This window comes from Variovorax sp. DAIF25 (genome assembly GCF_050711835.1).
Taxonomy (GTDB): domain Bacteria; phylum Pseudomonadota; class Gammaproteobacteria; order Burkholderiales; family Burkholderiaceae_C; genus Variovorax.
In genome coordinates this window covers 4,405,212-4,423,935 of record NZ_CP136636.1, presented here as the reverse complement: position 1 = coordinate 4,423,935, position 18,724 = coordinate 4,405,212, and the positions used below count along the sequence as shown (strand labels likewise).

The following is an 18,724-nucleotide window of genomic DNA, read 5'->3' as shown; positions in this document are numbered from 1 at the left end:
AAAATACGTGTTATCACGTACGAGCGAGCGGCAATCGGAGGATAGCGCGCAACCCGCCGCCGTTGGCGCTCTCGGGCATGTCGGCGCTATCGAGCAGGATCTCGCCGCCGTTGCGCCGCGCATAGCCGCGCGCGATGGTGAGGCCGAGCCCGGCGCCCTGCATCGCGGGTGCGTTCGCGCCATGCGAGGCCGGGTCGCGCTGGAAGCGCTCGAACACGCTGGCACGCCGCTCCGGCGCGATGCCGGGGCCGCTGTCGCAGACCTCGGCCAGCGCCTGCGAGGCATCGCGCCGCACCGTCACCGTGATGTTGCCGCCGCGCGGCGTGTACTTGATCGCGTTGTGTACCAGGTTCGCGAGCAGCTCGTGCAGCTCCGCGGCGTTGGCGCGCACCGGGATCACGGGCGATGCCGCGTCCTCTTCCTCGTCGGGCGCGGCGAGGCCGTCGGCCGCGGTGTCGCCGCGCGCATCGACCCAGCCCAGGTCCTGGTCGTGCTCGCGCGCGAGCGGCAGGTACTGCAGCACCACGGCGCGCGCGATCGCGTTGAGGTCGACGATCCCGGGCGCGGCGGCCTCGGTCTCGTCCTCGTGCGTCGCGTGCGCGAGCGCCAGCAATTGTTCGCTCAGGCGCCGCGTGCGCGCGAGCTGCGCGACGATCGCATGCAGCGATTCGCGCATGCGATCGGGGTCGGTCTCGCGCACCGCGTAGCCGGCCTGGATCGACAGGATGCCCAGCGGCGTGCGCAGCTGGTGCGAGGCATCGGCGAGGAACTGCGAATGCTCGGCCACCATGCGGCGATGGCGCCCGATGTGGTGGTTGACTGCGTCGACCAGCGGCACCACCTCCTGCGGCACGCCGGCCGGGTCGAGCGGCTTGATGTCGTCGCGCGCGCGCTCGCGCAGCGAGCGGCGCAGCCGCTCGAGCGGGCGCAAGGTCCAGGCCACGCCCAGCCACACCAGCAGGGCCATCACCAGCACCATGCGCGCGGCGCGCAGCAGTTCCTGGCGCAGCGATTCGTCCACCGCGCGCTGGCGCGGGCCGGTGCCTTCGGCGGCCTGGATCAGCACGGTGTAGGCACTGCCCGCGTGGCTGTTGTAGACCGTCTGGCGCAGCGCGGCCACGCGTACCGGGTGCTGCTGGTAGACCGCGTCGTAGAACACCGGCGCGTCGTCGGCGCCGGTCGCGGTCTTCGGCGGCGGGGCGGGCAGGTCGGGCACGCCCATCAGCGTCTCCTCGGTGCCGGCCTCGCCCCTGGCCAGTGGCGCCGCGCCCACGTGCAGGTACTTGTAGCGCAGGTGGGTCGACTCGAACATCGCCTGCACCGAGAAGGCCTCCTGCACGCGCACGCTGCCGTCGCTCGCGACCACGATGCCGTTGGCCAGCGCCTGCACGGGCTCGAGCAGGCTCTGGTCGTAGGCGTCGACCAGGCTCTCGGTCAGCGCCTGGTAGTTGCTCCAGCTGTCGAGCGCGAGCAGCGCGACCATGCCCGGCAGCAGCAGCGCCAGCAGGCGCGCGCGGATGCCGAAGCGCCAGCTTTCAGTGGGGGGTGGAGACGGCGGCGGCGCGTGCGGGTCCATCGGCGATGCCTTCGAGCATGTAGCCCAGCCCGCGCACGGTGACGATGCGCACGTCGCTGTCGGCGAGCTTGCGCCGCAGCCGGTGCAGCACCACCTCGATCGCATCGGGTCCGGCGGTGCTGTCGTTGGTGAACACCTTGCCGAACAGCTGCGACTTGCCGACCGGCGAGCCGCTGCGCATCAGCAGCGCGCTCAGGGCCGCGTGCTCGCGCGGCGTGAGCGCCAGTAGCGTGCCGCGCAGCGTGAAGGCATGGCTCTCGCCGTCGTAGGCCAGCGAGGCGCACTGCAGCCGCGGATGCTGCCGGCCGCGGCTGCGCCGCACCAGCGCGGTCAGCCGCGCCTCGAGCTCGACCAGTTCGAAGGGCTTGGTGAGGAAATCGTCGGCGCCGAGATGGAGGCCGCGCACGCGGTCCTGCAGCGCGCCCTGCGCGGTGAGGATCAGCACCGGCGTGCGGTCGTCGGCATTGCGCATGTCGGCCAGCACCGCGAGGCCGTGCTTGTCGGGCAGCCGCAGGTCGAGCACCACCGCGTCGTACTCGGTGCCGGCCATGAAGGCCTCGGCGGTGCGCGCGTCGGGCGCATGGTCGGTGACGAAGCCGCTCTGCGTGAGCGCGCGCACCAGCCAGGAGGCCATGTCCAGTTCGTCTTCCACCAGCAGGATGCGCATCGCGGGGCGGTCGGCCTATCGTTTCTTGTGGAGATCGGGGTCTTCGGCGGCGCGCGCGCTGGCCTTGGCCGCGCGGGCGCTGAGGTCGGGCGCGAGCGCCTCGCGGCCGTCGAACACGAAGCAGTCGCCCTGGTAGTGGGCGCCGCCCACCAGCTCGAAGTACTTGAGGATGCCGCCCTCGAGCTGCAGCACGTTGTCGACGCCTTCCTCGCGCATCAGGATCGCGGCCTTCTCGCAGCGGATGCCGCCGGTGCAGAAGCTCACCACCGTCTTGCCCGCGAACTCGGCGCGGTGCTCGCGCAGCGCGGGCGGGAACTCGGTGAATTTCTCGATGCGCCAGTCGATCGCGCCCTCGAAGCTGCCGTGGTCGACCTCGAAGGCATTGCGCGTGTCGAGCAGCGCGATCTCGCGGCCCGCGTCGTCGTGGCCCTGGTCGAGCCAGCGCTTGAGCGTGGGTGCGTCCACGCCCGGCGCGCGGCCGGCCGCGGGCTGGATCGCGGGATGGTCCATGCGGATGATCTCGCGCTTGAGCTTCACGAGCATGCGCCGGAACGGCTGGGCGGCCGACCAGCTGTCCTTGGTCTCGAGGTCGGCGAAGCGCGCATCGGCGCGCACGCCGGCCAGGAAGTCCGCCATCGCGCCGGGCTCGCCGGCCAGAAACATGTTGATACCCTCGGGCGCGATCAGGATCGTGCCCATCAGCCCGAGCGCGCGGCTGCGCTCCAGCAGGCGTTCGCGCAGCACCGGGCCGTCGTCGATGGCCACGAACTTGTAGGCCGCGATGTTCAATATCTCTTGGGTCTCTTGCACGGCGGGAATTCTAGGCGCCGCAGGTTGACCCGTTCCTGACTCGGGCACTCCCGAACCACTGGCGGCCGGGGTGTCAATAGGGGCCGCGCCAACTCACATCGTGGAGGCCCGCCTTCCTACAATGGACGGATGTTCGTTCACCTGCGCCTGCACACCGAGTTCTCCGTCGTCGACGGCACCAACCGCATCGACGAAGTCGTCAAGGCCGCCGCTGCCGACAAGCAGCCCGCGATGGCCATCACCGATCTCAACAACCTGTTCGGCGGGATCAAGTTCTACAAGGAAGCGCGCGGCAAGGGCGTCAAGCCCGTGATCGGCGCCGAGATCTTCCTCGAGGGCATGGGCAAGGATGCCGCGACGCTCACGCGCATCGTGCTGCTGGTGCAGAACAAGCAGGGCTACCTCAACCTCTCGGAGCTGCTGGCACGCGCCTGGACGCAGAACGTCGGCCGCGGCCAGGCCCAGGCGGCCTGCAAGCTCGAATGGGTGGAGGAACTGCAGGGCGGGCTGATCGCGCTGTCGGGCGCGCAGGCCGGCCCGCTCGGCGCGCCGCTGGCCGCGGGGCAGGGCGAACGCGCGGCCGAGCTCGCGCTGCGCCTCGCGGGCATCTTCCCGCACCGCTTCTACATCGAGCTGCAGCGTGCCGGCCGTCCCGAGGACGAGCCGCACGTGCTGGCCGCGGTGCAGCTGGCCGCGCGGCTGGGGCTGCCGGTGGTGGCCACGCACCCGGTGCAGTTCGCCACGCGCGAGGACTACGAGGCGCACGAGGCGCGCGTGTGCATCTCCGAGGGCGAGATCCTCGGCAACCCGCGGCGCGTGCGCCGCTTCACGCCCGAGCAGTACTTCAAGTCGAGCGCCGAGATGCAGGCGCTGTTCGCCGACATCCCGAGCGCGCTGGCCAACACGGTCGAGATCGCCAAGCGCTGCAGCCTGACGCTGGTGCTCGGCAAGCCGCAGCTGCCCGACTTCCCCACGCCCTTCGTGAGCGAAGGCGTGCGCATGCCGATCGACGAGTTCTTCCGCCAGGAATCGTTCGAGGGGCTCGAGAAGCGCCTCGAGCACCTGTTCCCCGACGCGGCCAAGCGCGATGCGCAGCGGCCGCGCTATGTCGAGCGGCTCGAGTTCGAGATCAACACCATCCTGAAGATGGGGTTCCCGGGCTACTTCCTGATCGTGGGCGACTTCATCAACTGGGCCAAGCAGAACGGCTGCCCGGTCGGCCCGGGCCGGGGCTCGGGCGCGGGTTCGCTGGTGGCCTATGCGCTGAAGATCACCGACCTCGATCCGCTCGAATACAACCTGCTGTTCGAACGCTTCCTGAATCCCGAGCGCGTCTCGATGCCCGACTTCGACATCGACTTCTGCCAGGGCAACCGCGACCGCGTGATCGACTACGTGAAGGACAAGTACGGCCGCAACGCCGTGAGCCAGATCGCCACCTTCGGCACCATGGCCGCGCGCGCGGCCATCCGCGACGTGGGCCGGGTGCTCGACATGAGCTACATGTTCTGCGACGGCATCAGCAAGCTGATCCCGAACAAGCCCGGCATGTCGGTCACGCTGCAGTACCCGCCGGCGCAGAAGATCGAGGGCGACAAGAACAACTACGCGCTCGAGATGGAGCCGCAGCTCGCGGAGCGGCTCGAGAAGGAGGAAGAGGTCAAGACCGTGGTCGAGCTGGCGCAGAAGCTCGAAGGCATGACCCGCAACATCGGCATGCACGCCGGCGGCGTGCTGATCGCGCCCGGCAAGCTCACCGACTTCTGCCCGCTCTACCAGCAGCCCGGCAGCGACTCGGCCGTGAGCCAGTACGACAAGGACGACGTGGAGGCGATCGGCCTCGTGAAGTTCGACTTCCTGGGCCTGGCCACGCTGACGATCCTCGAGATCGCGCGCGAGTTCATCATGAAGCGGCACAAGGGCCGCGAGAACTTCGCCTACGAGAACATCCCGCTCAACGACGCGCCGACCTACCGGCTGTTCTCCGAGGGCAAGACCGAGGCCGTGTTCCAGTTCGAATCGCGCGGCATGCAGGGCATGCTGAAGGATGCGCGGCCGACCCGGCTCGAGGACCTGATCGCGCTCAACGCGCTGTACCGTCCGGGCCCGATGGACCTGATCCCCAGCTTCGTGGCGCGCAAGCACGGCCGCGAGGACGTGGAGTATCCGCACCCGGCCGTGGCCCAGATGCTCTCGGAGACCTACGGGATCATGGTCTACCAGGAGCAGGTGATGCAGACCGCGCAGATCCTGGGCGGCTACTCGCTCGGCGGCGCCGACCTGCTGCGCCGCGCGATGGGCAAGAAGAAGCTCGAGGAGATGGCCGAGCACCGCGAGAAATTCCGCGCGGGCGCCCTGAGCACGCACGGCATCGCGCAGGACAAGGCCGACGAGATCTTCGACCTGATGGAGAAGTTCGCGGGCTACGGCTTCAACAAGTCGCATGCCGCCGCCTACTCGCTGCTGGCCTATCACACGGGCTGGCTCAAGGTCCACTACACGGCCGAATTCTTCTGCGCCAACATGACGGTGGAAATGGACGACACCGACAAGCTCAAGGTGCTGTTCGAGGACGCGCAGAAGAACTTCGGCCTCACCTTCGAGCCGCCGGACGTGAACCGCGGCAACTACCGCTTCGAGCCGGTCACCGACAAGGTCATCCGCTACGGCCTGGGCGCCGTCAAGGGCACGGGCCAGCTCGCGGTCGAGGCCGTGGTGCGCGCGCGCGAGGAGGGCGGTCCGTTCAAGAGCCTGTACGACTTCTGCGTGCGCATCGACCGCCAGCGCATCAACAAGCGCACGGTCGAGGCGCTGATCAAGGCCGGCGCCTTCGATGCCATCCAGCAGAACCGCGCCTCGCTGATCGCCTCGGTCGACCGCGCCTTCGAATTCGCCAACGCGACCGCGGCCAATGCCGCGCAGGTCGACATCTTCGGCGACAGCGAGCATGGCTCGGCCACGGCCGAGCCCGAGCTGGTCGACGCCACGCCCTGGGGGGTGAAGGAACGCCTGACCTTCGAGAAGACGGCGGTCGGCTTCTACCTCTCGGGCCACCTGTTCGACGAGGTCTCGCACGAGGTGCGGCGCTTCTGCAAGCGCGAGATCACCGACCTGCTCGACAGCCGCGACCAGCAGGTGATCGCGGGCATCGTGAGCGACTTCCGCGTCATCAACGGCCAGCGCGGCCGGCTCGCTATCTTCAAGCTCGACGACAAGTCCGATTCGATCGACGCCACCGCCGACGAGGCGCTGATGAACGCCAACCGCAACACGCTCAAGGACGACGAGCTGGTGATCGTCTCGGGCCGCCTGCAGCCCGCGCGCGGCGGCTTCGAGGCGCGCTTCCAGGTGCAGCAGGTCTGGGACCTGGCCAGCGCGCGCTGCCGCTTCGGCAAGTTCCTGCGCGTGGCGGTCAACGGCAAGGCGCCCGACATCGCGCGACTGCTCAAGGACTTCCCGGCGCGCACCGAGCAGAGCGAGCATGGCGAGCTGGTGCAGGGGCTGCCGGTGCGCCTGTCGATGGCGCGCGGCGGCGCGCAGGTCGAGCTGCAGCTCGGCGAGCGCGCGAAGTTCTTCCCGACCGATGCGGCGCTCGCGAGCTGGACCGCGCAGGCCGAGGCGGGCAAGGCCGCGGTCATCTACGAGTAACCTCGCGGCGCACAGGGACGGCGAAAAGCGATAGCGGGAACTCCTCGCGGGCCGGGCCTTCTTACCGGGGCAGGCTTCGCGCCTGCGCGTTTTCAACCGGCAAGTTCGAGGAGGAACATTCGCCATGCCATACAAGACCGCCACCGGCACCCGCAACGCATCCATCAAGCAGGCCTTCCTGGCCGCAGCCGCCCTGGCGCTGGCACTGCCCCTGAGCAGCCTGGCCCAGTACGCCGGCCCGAGCTCGGTGCCCGCCATGACCGTCAAGCAATTGCTCGACACCGGCAAGGACGACCAGCACGCCACCTTGCGCGGCTTCATCGTCTCGCACGACGGCGGCGAGCACTACACCTTCGCCGACGACACCGGCCGCATGAAGGTCGAGATCGACGCCAAGTACTTCCCGCCCGGCGTGAGGATCGACGACAAGGTGCGCGTCGAGATCACCGGCGAGTTCGACAAGGACCTCGTGGGCAACAAGGCCGAGCTCGACGTCAAGCAGCTGGTCGTGGTGCGCTGAGCGCGCCCTTCTCGACCAGCGCGTGCTCGATCCCGTCGAGCACCGCCTCCGGTGCGTGCAGCCAGTCCTTCGCGAGCACCTGCCGCACCTCCCAGCCGAAGGCATCGAGGATCCGCGGGCGCGAGACATAGCGCTCGAGCACGTTGCGGTTCTCGTAGTGGGCCGCCGTGTCCACGAGGATGCCGAGCGCGTAGTGGCTGTCCCCCGCACCTGAACCCGTGCCAGCGGCACGGATCGCCAGATCACAGCGAAAGCGCGACTGGCCCACCTGCTCGTCCACCGCATGGCCGCGCGCGCGCAGCGCGGCCGCGAGCTGCACGCTCACCGCGTCGGCCGGCACGTGGCCCGCCCGTGCCGCGCCGCGCGTCAGCGGGTTCATGCCCTCGAGCACGCGCGTGGCGGTGGCATCGTCGCCGCGCGACAGGCATTCGGCATAGCGCAGGAAATTCTTCAGCGCCGCGGCACCCTCGTTGTGGTCGTTGGTGATCGCTTCGTGGCGGATCGTCGAGACCACCGCCATGTGGTGGCGCGCGCGGCTGAAGATCACGTTGAGCCGCTTCTCGCCGCCGCGCTGGTTGATCGGCCCGAAGTTCATCAGCATGCGGCCCTCGGCATTCGGGCCGTAGCAGATGCTCAGCAGGATGATGTCGCGCTCGTCGCCCTGCACGTTCTCGAGGTTCTTGATGAACAGGCCGCAGAACTGGTCGTCCTCCTCGCGCACGTACTCGGCCTCGAGCCGTGCCGCGAACTCGGCGTCGGCCGCGGCGAGGCTGTCGAGCTCGGCCTCGATCTCGCCCTGCTGCGCCTCCGAGAAGGCCACGATGCCGAGGCTGCGCCCGGTGCCGCGGCGCAGCAGCTCGCGCACCAGCTGCGCGATGTGGCGCGCCTCGCCGGTGTTGCGGCGGCTGTCGTAGACCGCGTCGGTCACGCGGTGGAAGCTGATGGCGCGCGAGAGCAGTGCATCGGCCTGTGCGGCCACCGACTCGGCCGAGGCGGCGTTCGACTGCACCAGGATCTCGGCGCGCTCCTCGCTCGGCAGGCTGCGGTCGGGAATGGTGTAGAGGTTGCCGGCGTAGAAGGCTGCGTTCGAGAAGCCGATCAGCGACTCGTAGCGGCTGCGGTAGTGCCAGGCCAGCAGGGTGGCCGGCAGGTTGCGCGCGCCCTGGTTCAGCAGGCTGTCGGCATCGAGCACCACCGCGATGCGGTCGCCCTCGTTGTCCTCGTCCTCGACCGACACGGTCTGGTCCTCGGCATCGCGGCCCGACGAGAAGAAGCTGGTCGGCGGCAGCTGCATCTCGTCGCCCACCACGATGATCTGCGGCGCGCGGTAGAGCGCGGGCACGGCTTCCTCGACCGGGATCTGGCTCGCCTCGTCGAAGATCACCACGTCGAACAGGTCGGCCGCGAGCGGCAGCGTGTCGGACACCGACAGCGGGCTCATGAGCCAGATCGGCTTCATGTCGCGCACCACCTGGCCGGTCTCGCCGCTCGCGAGTTCGCGGATCGCCTTGTAGCGCATGGTCTTGCCGAACTCGTGCTCGAGTTCGCGGCGCCCGGCGTTGTAGCTCTTCTTGAACGCCTTGCCCTCGGCATCGAGCTGGCTCGCGGGCAGGGCGCTCTTCTGCACGTGGTCGCGAAAGCGCTGGCGCACGGCGGCGGCCAGGGTGCGCGCATTGCGGCCGAGCAACTGGCGCTCGGCATCGCCCAGGCGCTGCGCATGGCGCGCGAGCGCGGCCGCATCGAAGCGCGGCAGCCAGCGCTCGGTGCGGTAGACGCGCTCCAGGCCCTCGCGCGCGACCGCGAATTCGATCGCCTCGGGCGCGAGCGGCAGGCCGCGCAGCGCGGCTGCCACGGCCGGGTCGGCATCGGCGAGTTCCTGCAGCGGCGCGAGCACCGCGGGCAGGGCATCGGCCTGGTCGTGCAGCGTGCGCGCGAGGTCTTCGAGCGTGGCCAGCGGCATGGCTGCGGGATCGTGGACCAGGTCGCGCCACAGCGCATCGAGCGCGTCGCAGCGTGAGCCCGCGGCGACCAGGCGTTCGACGTCGCGGCTCGCGCCGGGCGCGCTGCGCAGATGGGCCTGGAAGGCGATGCGCAGGCTGCCGGCATCGTCGAGGCCGCGCAGCGCCTGCATCTGCTGCGCGTAGGCCTCGGGGTCGGTGCAGCCGTAGTCGGCTTCGAATTGCGCGGCCTGCTTCTGCAGCGCGGCGCGGGCCGTGTGCTCGGCCAGCAGTTCCTCGAGCAGTTGCGCGGGCTTCGGCCGCACCGCATGCGCGGCGTGGTCGTAGCGGCGCTTGAGTTCGCCCGACAGCCGCCACCACGAGGGCTGGAGGAAGCGCAGCAGCGAGTGCTGCTGCGCGCGGGCCTGCGCGAGACCGGCCTCGGTGTCGGCGAGCGAGAGCCTGTCGCGCCAATGGGCGGTGCGCTGCAGCTTCTCGTCGAGCGCCTGCTGCAGGCCGCGGCGTTCGGCCAGCGCGGCATTCAGCGCCTGGCTCGCGGGATGGGCGGCATCGAGCAGCGCGAGCTGCCCGCGCGCGGCCAGCGTCGCGACGCGGCGCGCGTCGGCCACCAGCGCGAGCGCATCGCGCCATGTCACGCCGGCTTCGGCCAGCGGCGGCCAGGCCTCGACCAGCGCATCGCGGCAAGCACCGCTTTGCGCCGCGGCGCGCTCCGAGCCTTCGACCAGCGCGGCCAGCGGCTTGGGCTGGCGCAGCAGCGCGGGCGCGAGCAGCGCGAACGGATGCTGCGCGAGCGTGGGCGCGCCCAGGCTCTCGGTGACGGCAAGGTGCAGCCGCGCGGCCAGATCGCCATGGCGGCGCCAGGCCGCGTAGTCGGGCAGGGCCTCGGCCTGCAGCGGCGTGAGCTTCGGATCGGCGGCCTTGAGCGCGACCAGCCGCGCCACCAGCTCGCGCAGCGTGACGGCCAGGTGCGCGGGCACCTCGCGCATCGCGGCGTCGAAGCGCTCGAGCGCGCGCAGGTCGAGGTCCATCGCGTCGAGCAGCCGCGTGCGTTCGCCGCCCTCGGCCTCGAGCGTGGAGGGCGCCTCGAGCCATTGCTCGTAGGTCTGGCGCAGGTTCTGCACGAAGGCCTTCTTGTCGCCCTGCGAGTCGTGGATCATGCAGCACAGCTCGTCCAGCCCCTGCTGGCGCAGGCGGTGGAACACCACGTCGATCGCGGCGCGCTTCTCGCAGACGAAGAGCACGCGGCGGCCGCGTCCCACGTAGTCGGCGATCAGGTTGGTGATGGTCTGCGACTTGCCGGTGCCCGGCGGCCCCTGGATGATGTAGCTGGCCCCGGTGCGCGCCAGCGCCACGGCGGCGGTCTGGGTCGCGTCGGCCTGCACCACCGGCCATTGCTCGGCCAGCGGCAGCACGGCGGGCGTCTCGGTGTCGACCTGGCGCGGCTGCAGCGAGAACACGCGGTCGAAGGCCTCGCTCGCCATGTCCGATTCGACCAGCCCGCTGTAGTCGCGCACCAGCGACATCTTGCGGTGGTTGAAGTTGCCGAGCGTCACGGCCGTGAGGTCCACGTCCCACTGGTAGGGATTGCCGGCGTTCTCGCGCAATGCGAAGGTCTGGCGCTCGGCCTCGGCGGGCGCCATCTGCGGCGCCATCTGTGGTGCACGTGGCGTCGGGCGCGCGCCCACCGCGCCGGCCAGCGGCAGCGGCACGCGCTGCACGCGGGCATGGAACAGCTGCAGTCCGCGCGGGCGGAAATCGTCCTGCGCATAGCTGTAGTCGGTGGCCGCGATGGGCACGGCCGAGGGTGCGCGTTCGCGCACGCGCCGCTTGAACTGCTCGAGCCGCTGGCGCGCGCGCTGGTGGATCAGCGCGATCTCGGGTTGCCGCAGCAGCCGCAACTGCACGCCGGGCTCGGTGCGCGCGATCTGCGCGGCCAGCTCGGCATGGAACTGTTCGATCGAGGTCTCGCGCAGGTCGATGCTCTCGGGCAGCACGATGCCGTAGAGCTGGCGCAGGTGATGGCGCAGCGTCGGGTTGACCTGGGCCTCGGGGCCCGCGGCCTCGAGCAGGTACTGGTCGCGCACGCCCTTCTTGCGCGAGAGCTCCACCGGCAGCATCAGCAGCGGCGAGACGATGCGCTCGTCGGCGTCCTCCTTGAGGTTGTGCCAGCGCAGGAAGGCGATCACCAGCGAGAGCTGCGACAGGCCGTACTCGGCGCGGTCGCGCCGCGCCTCCTGCAGGATGCGGTCGAGCGCACCGGGCAGGTAGGGCTGGTCCTCGAAGCGCAGCCAGCGCGCGAGCGGCACCGGGTCGCCGCTCGCGACCTCGGCGGCGAAGCGGCCGTCCCACACGCAGAGCTGGTCGATGCGGATGCTCTGCAGGTCGACCACCAGCGGCACGCTGGCCACCGTGAGGTTGAGGTGCGCCTGCGTGGGCTTGAAGTACAGCAGCCGGTTGCGCCGCGAGAGGTCGAACAGCCGGTCGCGCAGGTGCAGCTGGATCGCCTGGCGGCGCTGGCCCGCGCCGTCCTTCGGGTTCGCGAGGCGCTCCAGGCCCAGGTCCAGCGGCTGGTCGCGGTAGGTCTCGAGGCGGCGGATCACCGAGGGCAGGTCGCGCGTGCGCTCGTGGCGATCGAGCGCCGTCATCTCGACGATCACCGCGGCCAGCACCGGGTGCAGCCGGCGGTTGATCTCGAACAGGTTGCCGCGGTGCTCGGCGAAGCGCGCGAGCTCCTCGCCCTGCGTGAAGTCGAGCCCGCAGGCCAGGCTGGCGAGCACCTGGCCCAGGCACAGCATGTCGCTGAGCGCATCGTGGTGCGCGAAGCGCTGCTCCCAGGCGCCGTAGCCGGGCAGGTAGGCGGGGCGCTGCGGCACGGTGTCGGGCGTGGCCTCGGGCAGCACCTCGAGGTTCTCGCGCGCGACGCCGATGCCGCCCTCGACGGTGACGCGTTCCTCGCCGACCACGCGCAGCACCGAGGCCACCGGGCGCTCGAGCGGCGCGATCGCCTGCGGGTTGCGCTTCGGCTCGGCGCCCGCGGGCTGGGCCAGTTCCAGCGCGGGCACCTCGTTCACGCGGTAGGCCATCGCATGGCCCAGCGCGGCGACCCGGCCCTGCTCGTGCAGCGCCGAGACTTCGCGCAGCAGCGGCAGCGCGAGGGCGAGCACGTCGTCGGTCTGCAGGCCGCCGTGGGCATCGGCGGTGTCGAGCAATTGCAACAGCGGTGCGATGCCCGTCATGCCGTGGCGCTCCGTGCGTGCTGGGCCCGGGCCTTGTCGAGCACCGTGGCGGCGTCGCGCTTGACGCGCGCGAGCGTGCGCCTGGCCAGCTTGAGGTCCTGCGCGAGCCGCTGCTCGAGGGGCGCGGCGCAGCCCAGCGGCTCGGCCAGCGCGAGCGCCGCGGCCAGCGCGGCATCGTCGAGCTCGTGATCGGCCGCGACGAAATCGACCAGCACGCTGGCCATGTAGTCGTGCAGCCCGACGGGCAGCGGATCGGGCGGCGGCGGTTCGACGGCCTGCGGCAGCGAGGGCACGAAGCCCGGGAAGAAGCGCCGCGCATGCGCGAGCAATGGATCGGACTGCATGAAAGGCTCGCGCAGCAGCCGCGCGACCACGGCGCGGGTCAGGCCGCCCACGCGCTCCTGGCCCAGCACGTCGAGCGTGCCGAGCTCGAGCGGGCCTTCGAGCGCGCCGGCCAGCCAGGCATCGGCCTGCGGATCGCGCTCGCTCCACAGCCGCAGCGCGCGGGCGCGCACGAAGACCTCGGGATGGCTGGTGCCGCGCGTGGCCGCATCGGAACCGGCGCTGATCTCGTCGGCCTGGCGCAGGTAGCTCGCGGCATGGACCTGCGCGAGGCCGGTCTGCACCTTGACCAGCGCGCTCACCGCGGGCTCGAGCGCGCCGCAGCCCACGCAGGCGCCGCGGTCCGCGAAGGCCTCGGTGTAGAGGCTGTGGCGCCGCGCGGTCTGCAGGTGGCTCGCGTCGGCGCGCGGATCGGCCGCGGTCGCCTGCAGCAGCCGGTCGACCACCAGGTGGCGGCCGTCGTCGCGCGTCCACAGCAGGTGGTGGGCCAGTTCGTGGCCGAGCACGGCCTGCAGCTCGGGCCCCTGCAGCCGCTCGAGCAGCGGGCCCGAGAGCACGATGTGGGCCTCGCCCGGCAGCATGTGGATGGCGGCGTTCATCGCGCCGTCGTGGCCCTGGTAGAGCGTGATCGGCACCGTGACGCCGAGCCGCTGCGCGACCAGCACGGCGTGCGCATGCAGCTCGGGATGCGCGTCGGCGTCGAGCCGGTACGACTGGCGCAGCAGCTCGGCACGCACGGCGGCCGCATGCTCCTCGCGCGCCTCGGCCGAGGCGGCCCAGCGCCAGGCCTCGGGTTCGTTCGCCTGCAGGTGGGCGGCCAGCGCCTGCTGGTAGGGCAGCGGCACCAGGTCGGCCAGGCCGACGGGAGAAAGCGTGGGGGAGGGGGCGCCGGGAGAGGAGTCGACCATGTCGGGATCGCCGGTAACAAGAGTTGCCGACGATCCTAAACGAGCACCGTGGCGGTGCCGTCCTTCCTCAGTGCGCCATCGGCGCGACCGCGAGGTCGGGCAGCACGTTCATGATGCGCAGGGTCTCCTGCACCACCTGGCTGAACACCGGCGCGGCCACCAGCCCGCCGAAGTACTTGCCGGCGCCGGGCTCGTCGACCATCACCGCGACGATGATGCGCGGCTTGTCGATCGGCGACATGCCGGTGTACCAGGCGCGGTACTTGTCGGAGGCATAGCCCTTGCCGACCTGCTTGTGCGCGGTGCCGGTCTTGCCGCCGACCGAATAGCCCATGGTCTGGGCCAGCGGCGCGGTGCCGCCGGGCGCGGCCGCCAGGTGCATCATCTGGCGCACCTCGCTGGCCACCAGCGGCGAGAACACCTGCACGCCCGTGGGCGGCGTGCCGTCGTTCTTCAGCAGGCTGACCGGGATCACCTCGCCGTCGTGCGCGAAGGCGGTGTAGGCATGGGCGATCTGGAACAGCGAGGCCGACAGGCCGTAGCCATAGGACATGGTGGCCTGCTCGATCGGCCGCCACGACTTCCACGGCCGCAGCCGCCCGGTCACCGCGCCCGGGAACACGGTCTGCGGCTTCTGGCCCAGGCCGACCGCGGTCAGCGAGTTCCACATCTCCTGCGCCGACATGCGCTGCGAGATCTTGGTCGCGCCGACGTTGCTCGACTTCTGGATCACGCCCTCGACCGTGAGCACGCCGAAGTTCTCGTCGTCGTGGATGGTGGCGCCCGAGACGGTGATGCGACCCGGGTTGGTGTCGATGATGGTCTTGGGCGTGACGCGGCCGAGCTGCAGCGCGGTCGCGATGGTGATCGGCTTCATTGTCGAGCCGGGCTCGAAGACGTCGGTCATGGCGCGGTTGCGCAATTGCTCGCCGCTGAGGTTGCGCCGGTCGTTGGGGTTGTAGCTCGGGTAGTTGGCCATCGCCAGCAGCTCGCCGGTGCGCGCGTCGACCACCACCACGCTGCCGGCGCGGGCCTTGTTCGCGACCACGGCGTCGCGGATCTTCTCGTAGGCCAGCGATTGCACGCGGTCGTCGATGCTCAGCTGGATGTCGCGCCCGTCGGTCGGCGGCACCTGGTCCTCGGTGTCCTCGACGATGTGGCCGAGCCGGTCCTTGAGCACGTGGCGCGAGCCGGCCTTGCCGGCCAGGTCCTTGTCGAAGGCCAGCTCCACGCCTTCCTGGCCGATGTCCTCGACGTTGGTGAAGCCGGCCAGGTGGGCCGCGGCCTCGCCCTCGGGGTACTGGCGGCGGTAGTCGCGGCGCAGGTAGAGGCCCTTGATGCCGAGCGCGGCCACCTGCTTGGCGACCGACTCGTCGACCTGGCGCCGGATCCAGACGAAGCTCTTGTCCTCGTCCTCGAGCTTCTTGTCGAAGTCCTTCTGCGGCATGCCGAGCAGCCGCGCCGCTTCACGCAATCGGGCCTGCACGGCGGGGTCGTCGCGCTCGATGTCCTCGGGAATGGCCCAGATGCTGGGCGCGGGAATGTCGGAGGCCAGGATCAGTCCGTTGCGGTCGAGGATGCGGCCGCGGTTGGCCGGCAGCTCGAGCGTGCGCAGGTAGCGCACCTCGCCCTGGTGCTGGAAGAAGTCGTTGTCGAAGACCTGCACGTAGGCCGCGCGCACCGCGAGCAGCAGGAAGCCGAAGGCCACGGCCGCGACGATGAGCTTGCTGCGCCAGACCGGTGTCCTGCTCGCGAGCAGGGGGCTGCTGCCATACCGGATGTGTCCGTTGGGCTTCATCGTTCTTCTGAGGGAGCGCTCTTCCCCGCCGTGTTGTTGTGGGCGGTAGAGGGGCCCGGAGGCTGCGAGTTCCGGGCCGGCGCGCGCGCTCATTCGGCGCTAAGACAGCGGCGGCGCGGGGCCGTGGCCCCGCGCCGTTCGCTTCTTCAGTGCATCACTGCGATTTCGGCCGCACGCTGATGATCGGGAACGGCGAGGGCACGCGGCCGTCGACGTCGCGCGGCATCACCTCGGTCTTCTGCACCGCGCGCAGGGCGGCGTCGTCCCAGGCGGCATTGCCGCTGGACTTCACGAGGCGCGGCGTGCCGACGATGGTGCCGTCGGGCGAGGTCTGGATCTGGATCTCGGCCGCGGGGTTGTCGCTGATCGAGTTCGGATCGAACACCACGTTGCGCTTGATCAGCGCGGCCACGCGGCCGAAGTAGCCGGCCGACGGCCCGCCGCTGCCCGCGCCCTTGCCCGAGCGCGGACCGGTGGTCTGCTCGGCCGTGGAGCCGGCCTGGCCCATCAGGCGGCGCAGGTTGTCCTGGCGGTCCTTGTCGAGCTGCGCCTTCTGCTGCTCGAGCTTCTTGGCGTCGTCGCGCTTCTTCTGTTCCGCGAGCTTCTGCTGCTCGGCCTGCTTCTGCTGCTGCAGTTCCTTCTGGCGGTCTTCCTCGCGCTTCTTGGCCTCGAGCTGGTCCTTTTCCTTCTTGGCCTGGGCTTCCTGGCGCTTCTTTTCCTGCTGGCGCTGCTGTTCCTGTTCGCGCTCGCGCTGTTCCTTTTCCTCGCGCAGTTTTTTCTCGCGCTCGAGCGCGATGTCGGGCGCCTTGGGCGCCGGCGTGGGATCGGGCCGCACGGCCTGGGGAGGCGGCGGCGGGGGCGGGGGAGGCGGCGGTGCGGGCGTGGGCTCGGGGGCCGGCGGCGGGTTGGCGATGCGCGGCGCGGCCACCTGCTGCGTGGGCGACCACAGCTCGGCTTCCACCGCGTCGTCGTCGCCTTCGCTCTTCCAGCGCACGCCCCAGGTCAGCGCGGCGATCAGCAGCGCGTGCGCGATCAGGGCGAGCACCACGGCGCGCGGCGTGCCGCGCTGCGGCGGCGGCGCGAACTCGGGGCGATCGAGGGCAAGTGACATGCGTTTCGGGGTCCGGCTGGCGCTACGGCTTGGCGTTGGTGGTCTGGACCGACAGGCCCACGCGCTCGATGCCGGCGCGCTTGAGCTGGTTCATGGCCTTCACCACGGTCTCGTACTTGACCGACTTGTCGGCGCTGATGACCACCGGGCGCTGGTCGTCGCCGTTCTGCGCGGCCTTGGCGATGCTGCCGATCTGCGTCATCGGCACCGAGGCGCCGCCGGTGCCCTGGGAGGGATCCTTCTTGACCTGGACCTCGTCGTCGCTCTTGATGACGATCTCGATCGGCTTGTCGGGCTGCTTGTTGGCGCGGTCGACCGTGGGCAGGTTGATCACGCTCGGCGTGATCAGCGGCGCGGTGACCATGAAGATGATCAGCAGCACCAGCATCACGTCGATGAACGGGACCATGTTGATCTCGTTGATCGTGCGGCGACCGCGGCCGCGGGACGAAACGGCGGGCATGCGTGCGCGCTCCGGTTCAGCGGTTGGTGGCCGAGGGGCCCGCCGGGGCCGCCGCGGACGGGTTGGAGGACAGGTTGCGCTGGAGGATGTTCGAGAACTCCTCGATGTAGGTCTCCAGGGCGATCGCGATCTTGTCGATCTCGCGCGCGAAGCGGTTGTAGCCCACCACGGCCGGGATGGCGGCGAACAGGCCGATGGCGGTGGCCACCAGCGCTTCGGCGATGCCGGGCGCCACGGTGGCGAGCGTGACCTGGGTCAGCGCGGCCAGGCCGGTGAAGGCATGCATGATCCCCCAGACCGTGCCGAACAGGCCGACGTAGGGCGAGACCGAGCCGACGGTGGCGAGGAAGGACAGGTTCTGTTCGGCCGCGTCGAGCTCGCGCTGGAAGCTCGCGCGCATCGCGCGGCGCGCGCCGTCGAGCAGCGTGGGCGCGTCGCTCACGTGGCGTTCGCGCAGCTTCTGGTACTCGCGCATGCCCGAGGCGAAGATGCGTTCCATGGGGCCGGCGAACTTGGCGTTCTGCGCCGCCGAGGCGAACAGCTCGTTGAGGCTGGTGCCCGACCAGAACTCGCGTTCGAAGTCGTCGTTGAGCGCGCGCATGCGCTTGAGTGCGAAGTACTTGCGGATGATCGCGGCCCAGCTCGCGATCGAGACGATCACCAGGAGGAGCACGACCGCTTGCACCATGAAACTGGCATGGAGCAGGAGATTGATGATGGAGAGATCTTGATTCATGGCTTGAAGGGTTGAGTCATGGAGCCGCGATAGCGTTCGAGGGTTCCCGAAACCTGCGCCGGAATCCGTGCCGGGCGCAGGCTGGCGGCGTCGACCCAGCCGATGCGGATCGTGCCTTCGCACAGCAGGGTGGGGGTGGCGCCCGCCTGCTCCGGCTTCAGCAGCACGGTCTGCGCGATTATCAGTGAGGCGGAGCCCATCTGGCGCAGGTCGGCGGTGACGATGAGCTGGTCGTCGAGGCGGGCGGGGCGGTGGTATTTGATCTGGGTCTCGCTGACGACGAACTGGCCGCCTGTTTCGTTGCGCAGCTTGTGCTGCTCGACGCCCAGGGAGCGGAGCCATTCGGTGCGGCCGCGTTCCATGAACTTGAGGTAGTTGGCGTAGAAGACGATGCCGCCGGCGTCGGTGTCTTCCCAGTAGACGCGTAGGGGGAACTCGTAAGTCATGTCTTGGGTGCTCATGCGGTCTGCTCTCTGCGGAGAGCGGAGCCGGGATGTGCGCCCGGCGGCGCAGTCACTTTCTTTTGTCTCGCCAAAAGAAAGTAACCAAAGAAAAGGCGACCCCACTGTCTGCGACCCTCCGCTTCGCTACGGGCAACCTGCGGTGCTCGCGTTTCGCGGGGTCTCGCAGAACTCGCTTCGCTCAAACAGCTGCGAGTCCTGATCCGCGAAACGCTGCGCTCCTCGGCGCAGCCAGAGGGGAGTGGTTCGGGCCATCGCTGCGCTCGGCCCAGCAGATCCAACGGGCCGTCGCTTCGCTCGGCCTCAGTGAAAGATCCAAGGCCTACGCGCCAACACACCCCACACAAGGACGCGCCACGGCGCGTTGACCCTAGTCCCCTCTGGCTGTGCCGAGGAGCGCAGGAGAAAGCGGGATAAGGGCCGCAGCTGTCTGAGCGGAGCGCAGCGCAGCGAGTTCTGCGGACCCCCGCTTTCTCCGAGCACCGCAGGT

At 70.3% G+C, this 18,724-nt stretch carries 12 protein-coding genes; 2 read left to right on the top strand and 10 right to left on the bottom strand.

The window, feature by feature from the left end:
• Positions 1–13: 13 nt before the first annotated feature.
• From R0232_RS20485 to R0232_RS20475, 3 genes are read right to left on the bottom strand one after another with little or no spacing between them, the layout of a single operon-like run.
• Positions 14–1,576, bottom strand: a complete 1,563-nt coding sequence (locus tag R0232_RS20485) for a sensor histidine kinase (protein ID WP_431509222.1) — start codon at positions 1,574–1,576, stop codon at positions 14–16.
• On the bottom strand, positions 1,536–2,243 hold the full coding sequence (locus R0232_RS20480; RefSeq protein WP_093344346.1) for a response regulator: 708 nt from the start codon (positions 2,241–2,243) through the stop codon (positions 1,536–1,538). The genes R0232_RS20485 and R0232_RS20480 overlap by 41 nt, the downstream gene beginning before the upstream one ends.
• 15 nt (positions 2,244–2,258) lie before the next feature.
• Positions 2,259–3,053: a sulfurtransferase gene (locus R0232_RS20475; protein WP_431509221.1), complete on the bottom strand. Its 795-nt coding sequence runs from the start codon at positions 3,051–3,053 to the stop codon at positions 2,259–2,261.
• Positions 3,054–3,182: 129 nt separating this feature from the next.
• Between R0232_RS20475 and dnaE the strand changes: the two genes are divergently transcribed.
• A complete protein-coding gene (gene dnaE / locus R0232_RS20470) occupies positions 3,183–6,701 on the top strand; it encodes a DNA polymerase III subunit alpha (RefSeq protein WP_431509220.1) in 3,519 nt (1,172 codons plus the stop codon).
• A 124-nt stretch (positions 6,702–6,825) separates the two neighbouring features.
• Complete coding sequence (locus tag R0232_RS20465) at positions 6,826–7,221, top strand: YgiW/YdeI family stress tolerance OB fold protein (RefSeq protein WP_431509219.1); 396 nt, start codon at positions 6,826–6,828, stop codon at positions 7,219–7,221.
• Here R0232_RS20465 and R0232_RS20460 read toward each other — a convergent pair.
• From R0232_RS20460 to ybgC, 7 genes are all read right to left on the bottom strand, one after another.
• Positions 7,196–12,415 carry a DUF4011 domain-containing protein gene (locus R0232_RS20460; protein ID WP_431509218.1) on the bottom strand — a complete coding sequence of 1,740 codons (5,220 nt, stop codon included), beginning with the start codon at positions 12,413–12,415 and terminating at the stop codon, positions 7,196–7,198. The genes R0232_RS20465 and R0232_RS20460 overlap by 26 nt on opposite strands.
• Positions 12,412–13,665: a M48 family metalloprotease gene (locus R0232_RS20455; RefSeq protein ID WP_431509217.1), complete on the bottom strand. Its 1,254-nt coding sequence runs from the start codon at positions 13,663–13,665 to the stop codon at positions 12,412–12,414. The genes R0232_RS20460 and R0232_RS20455 overlap by 4 nt, the downstream gene beginning before the upstream one ends.
• Before the next feature lie 67 nt (positions 13,666–13,732).
• The gene (locus R0232_RS20450) at positions 13,733–15,463 is read right to left on the bottom strand and encodes a peptidoglycan D,D-transpeptidase FtsI family protein (protein WP_093344335.1); all 1,731 of its coding nucleotides are present in this window, start codon (positions 15,461–15,463) and stop codon (positions 13,733–13,735) included.
• A gap of 154 nt (positions 15,464–15,617) precedes the next feature.
• Positions 15,618–16,574, bottom strand: a complete 957-nt coding sequence (locus tag R0232_RS20445; protein ID WP_093344334.1) for a cell envelope integrity protein TolA — start codon at positions 16,572–16,574, stop codon at positions 15,618–15,620.
• A gap of 22 nt (positions 16,575–16,596) precedes the next feature.
• Positions 16,597–17,037, bottom strand: coding sequence for an ExbD/TolR family protein (locus R0232_RS20440; protein WP_093344332.1), 441 nt, complete (start codon positions 17,035–17,037; stop codon positions 16,597–16,599).
• 16 nt (positions 17,038–17,053) lie between these two features.
• On the bottom strand, positions 17,054–17,773 hold the full coding sequence (gene tolQ / locus R0232_RS20435) for a protein TolQ (protein WP_093344331.1): 720 nt from the start codon (positions 17,771–17,773) through the stop codon (positions 17,054–17,056).
• Positions 17,770–18,219: a tol-pal system-associated acyl-CoA thioesterase gene (ybgC, locus tag R0232_RS20430; RefSeq protein WP_057594488.1), complete on the bottom strand. Its 450-nt coding sequence runs from the start codon at positions 18,217–18,219 to the stop codon at positions 17,770–17,772. Before ybgC ends, tolQ begins: the two co-directional genes overlap by 4 nt.
• Positions 18,220–18,724 lie beyond the last annotated feature (505 nt).

Coding starts and splice junctions, on each gene's coding strand:
- R0232_RS20465 (WP_431509219.1), top strand. CDS start 6,826: ATGCCATACAAGACCGCCACCGGCACCCGCAACGCATCCATCAAGCAG.
- R0232_RS20485 (WP_431509222.1), bottom strand. CDS start 1,576: ATGGACCCGCACGCGCCGCCGCCGTCTCCACCCCCCACTGAAAGCTGG.
- R0232_RS20450 (WP_093344335.1), bottom strand. CDS start 15,463: ATGAAGCCCAACGGACACATCCGGTATGGCAGCAGCCCCCTGCTCGCG.
- ybgC (WP_057594488.1), bottom strand. CDS start 18,219: ATGACTTACGAGTTCCCCCTACGCGTCTACTGGGAAGACACCGACGCC.
- R0232_RS20460 (WP_431509218.1), bottom strand. CDS start 12,415: ATGACGGGCATCGCACCGCTGTTGCAATTGCTCGACACCGCCGATGCC.
- R0232_RS20445 (WP_093344334.1), bottom strand. CDS start 16,574: ATGTCACTTGCCCTCGATCGCCCCGAGTTCGCGCCGCCGCCGCAGCGC.
- R0232_RS20480 (WP_093344346.1), bottom strand. CDS start 2,243: ATGCGCATCCTGCTGGTGGAAGACGAACTGGACATGGCCTCCTGGCTG.
- dnaE (WP_431509220.1), top strand. CDS start 3,183: ATGTTCGTTCACCTGCGCCTGCACACCGAGTTCTCCGTCGTCGACGGC.
- tolQ (WP_093344331.1), bottom strand. CDS start 17,773: ATGAATCAAGATCTCTCCATCATCAATCTCCTGCTCCATGCCAGTTTC.
- R0232_RS20455 (WP_431509217.1), bottom strand. CDS start 13,665: ATGGTCGACTCCTCTCCCGGCGCCCCCTCCCCCACGCTTTCTCCCGTC.
- R0232_RS20440 (WP_093344332.1), bottom strand. CDS start 17,037: ATGCCCGCCGTTTCGTCCCGCGGCCGCGGTCGCCGCACGATCAACGAG.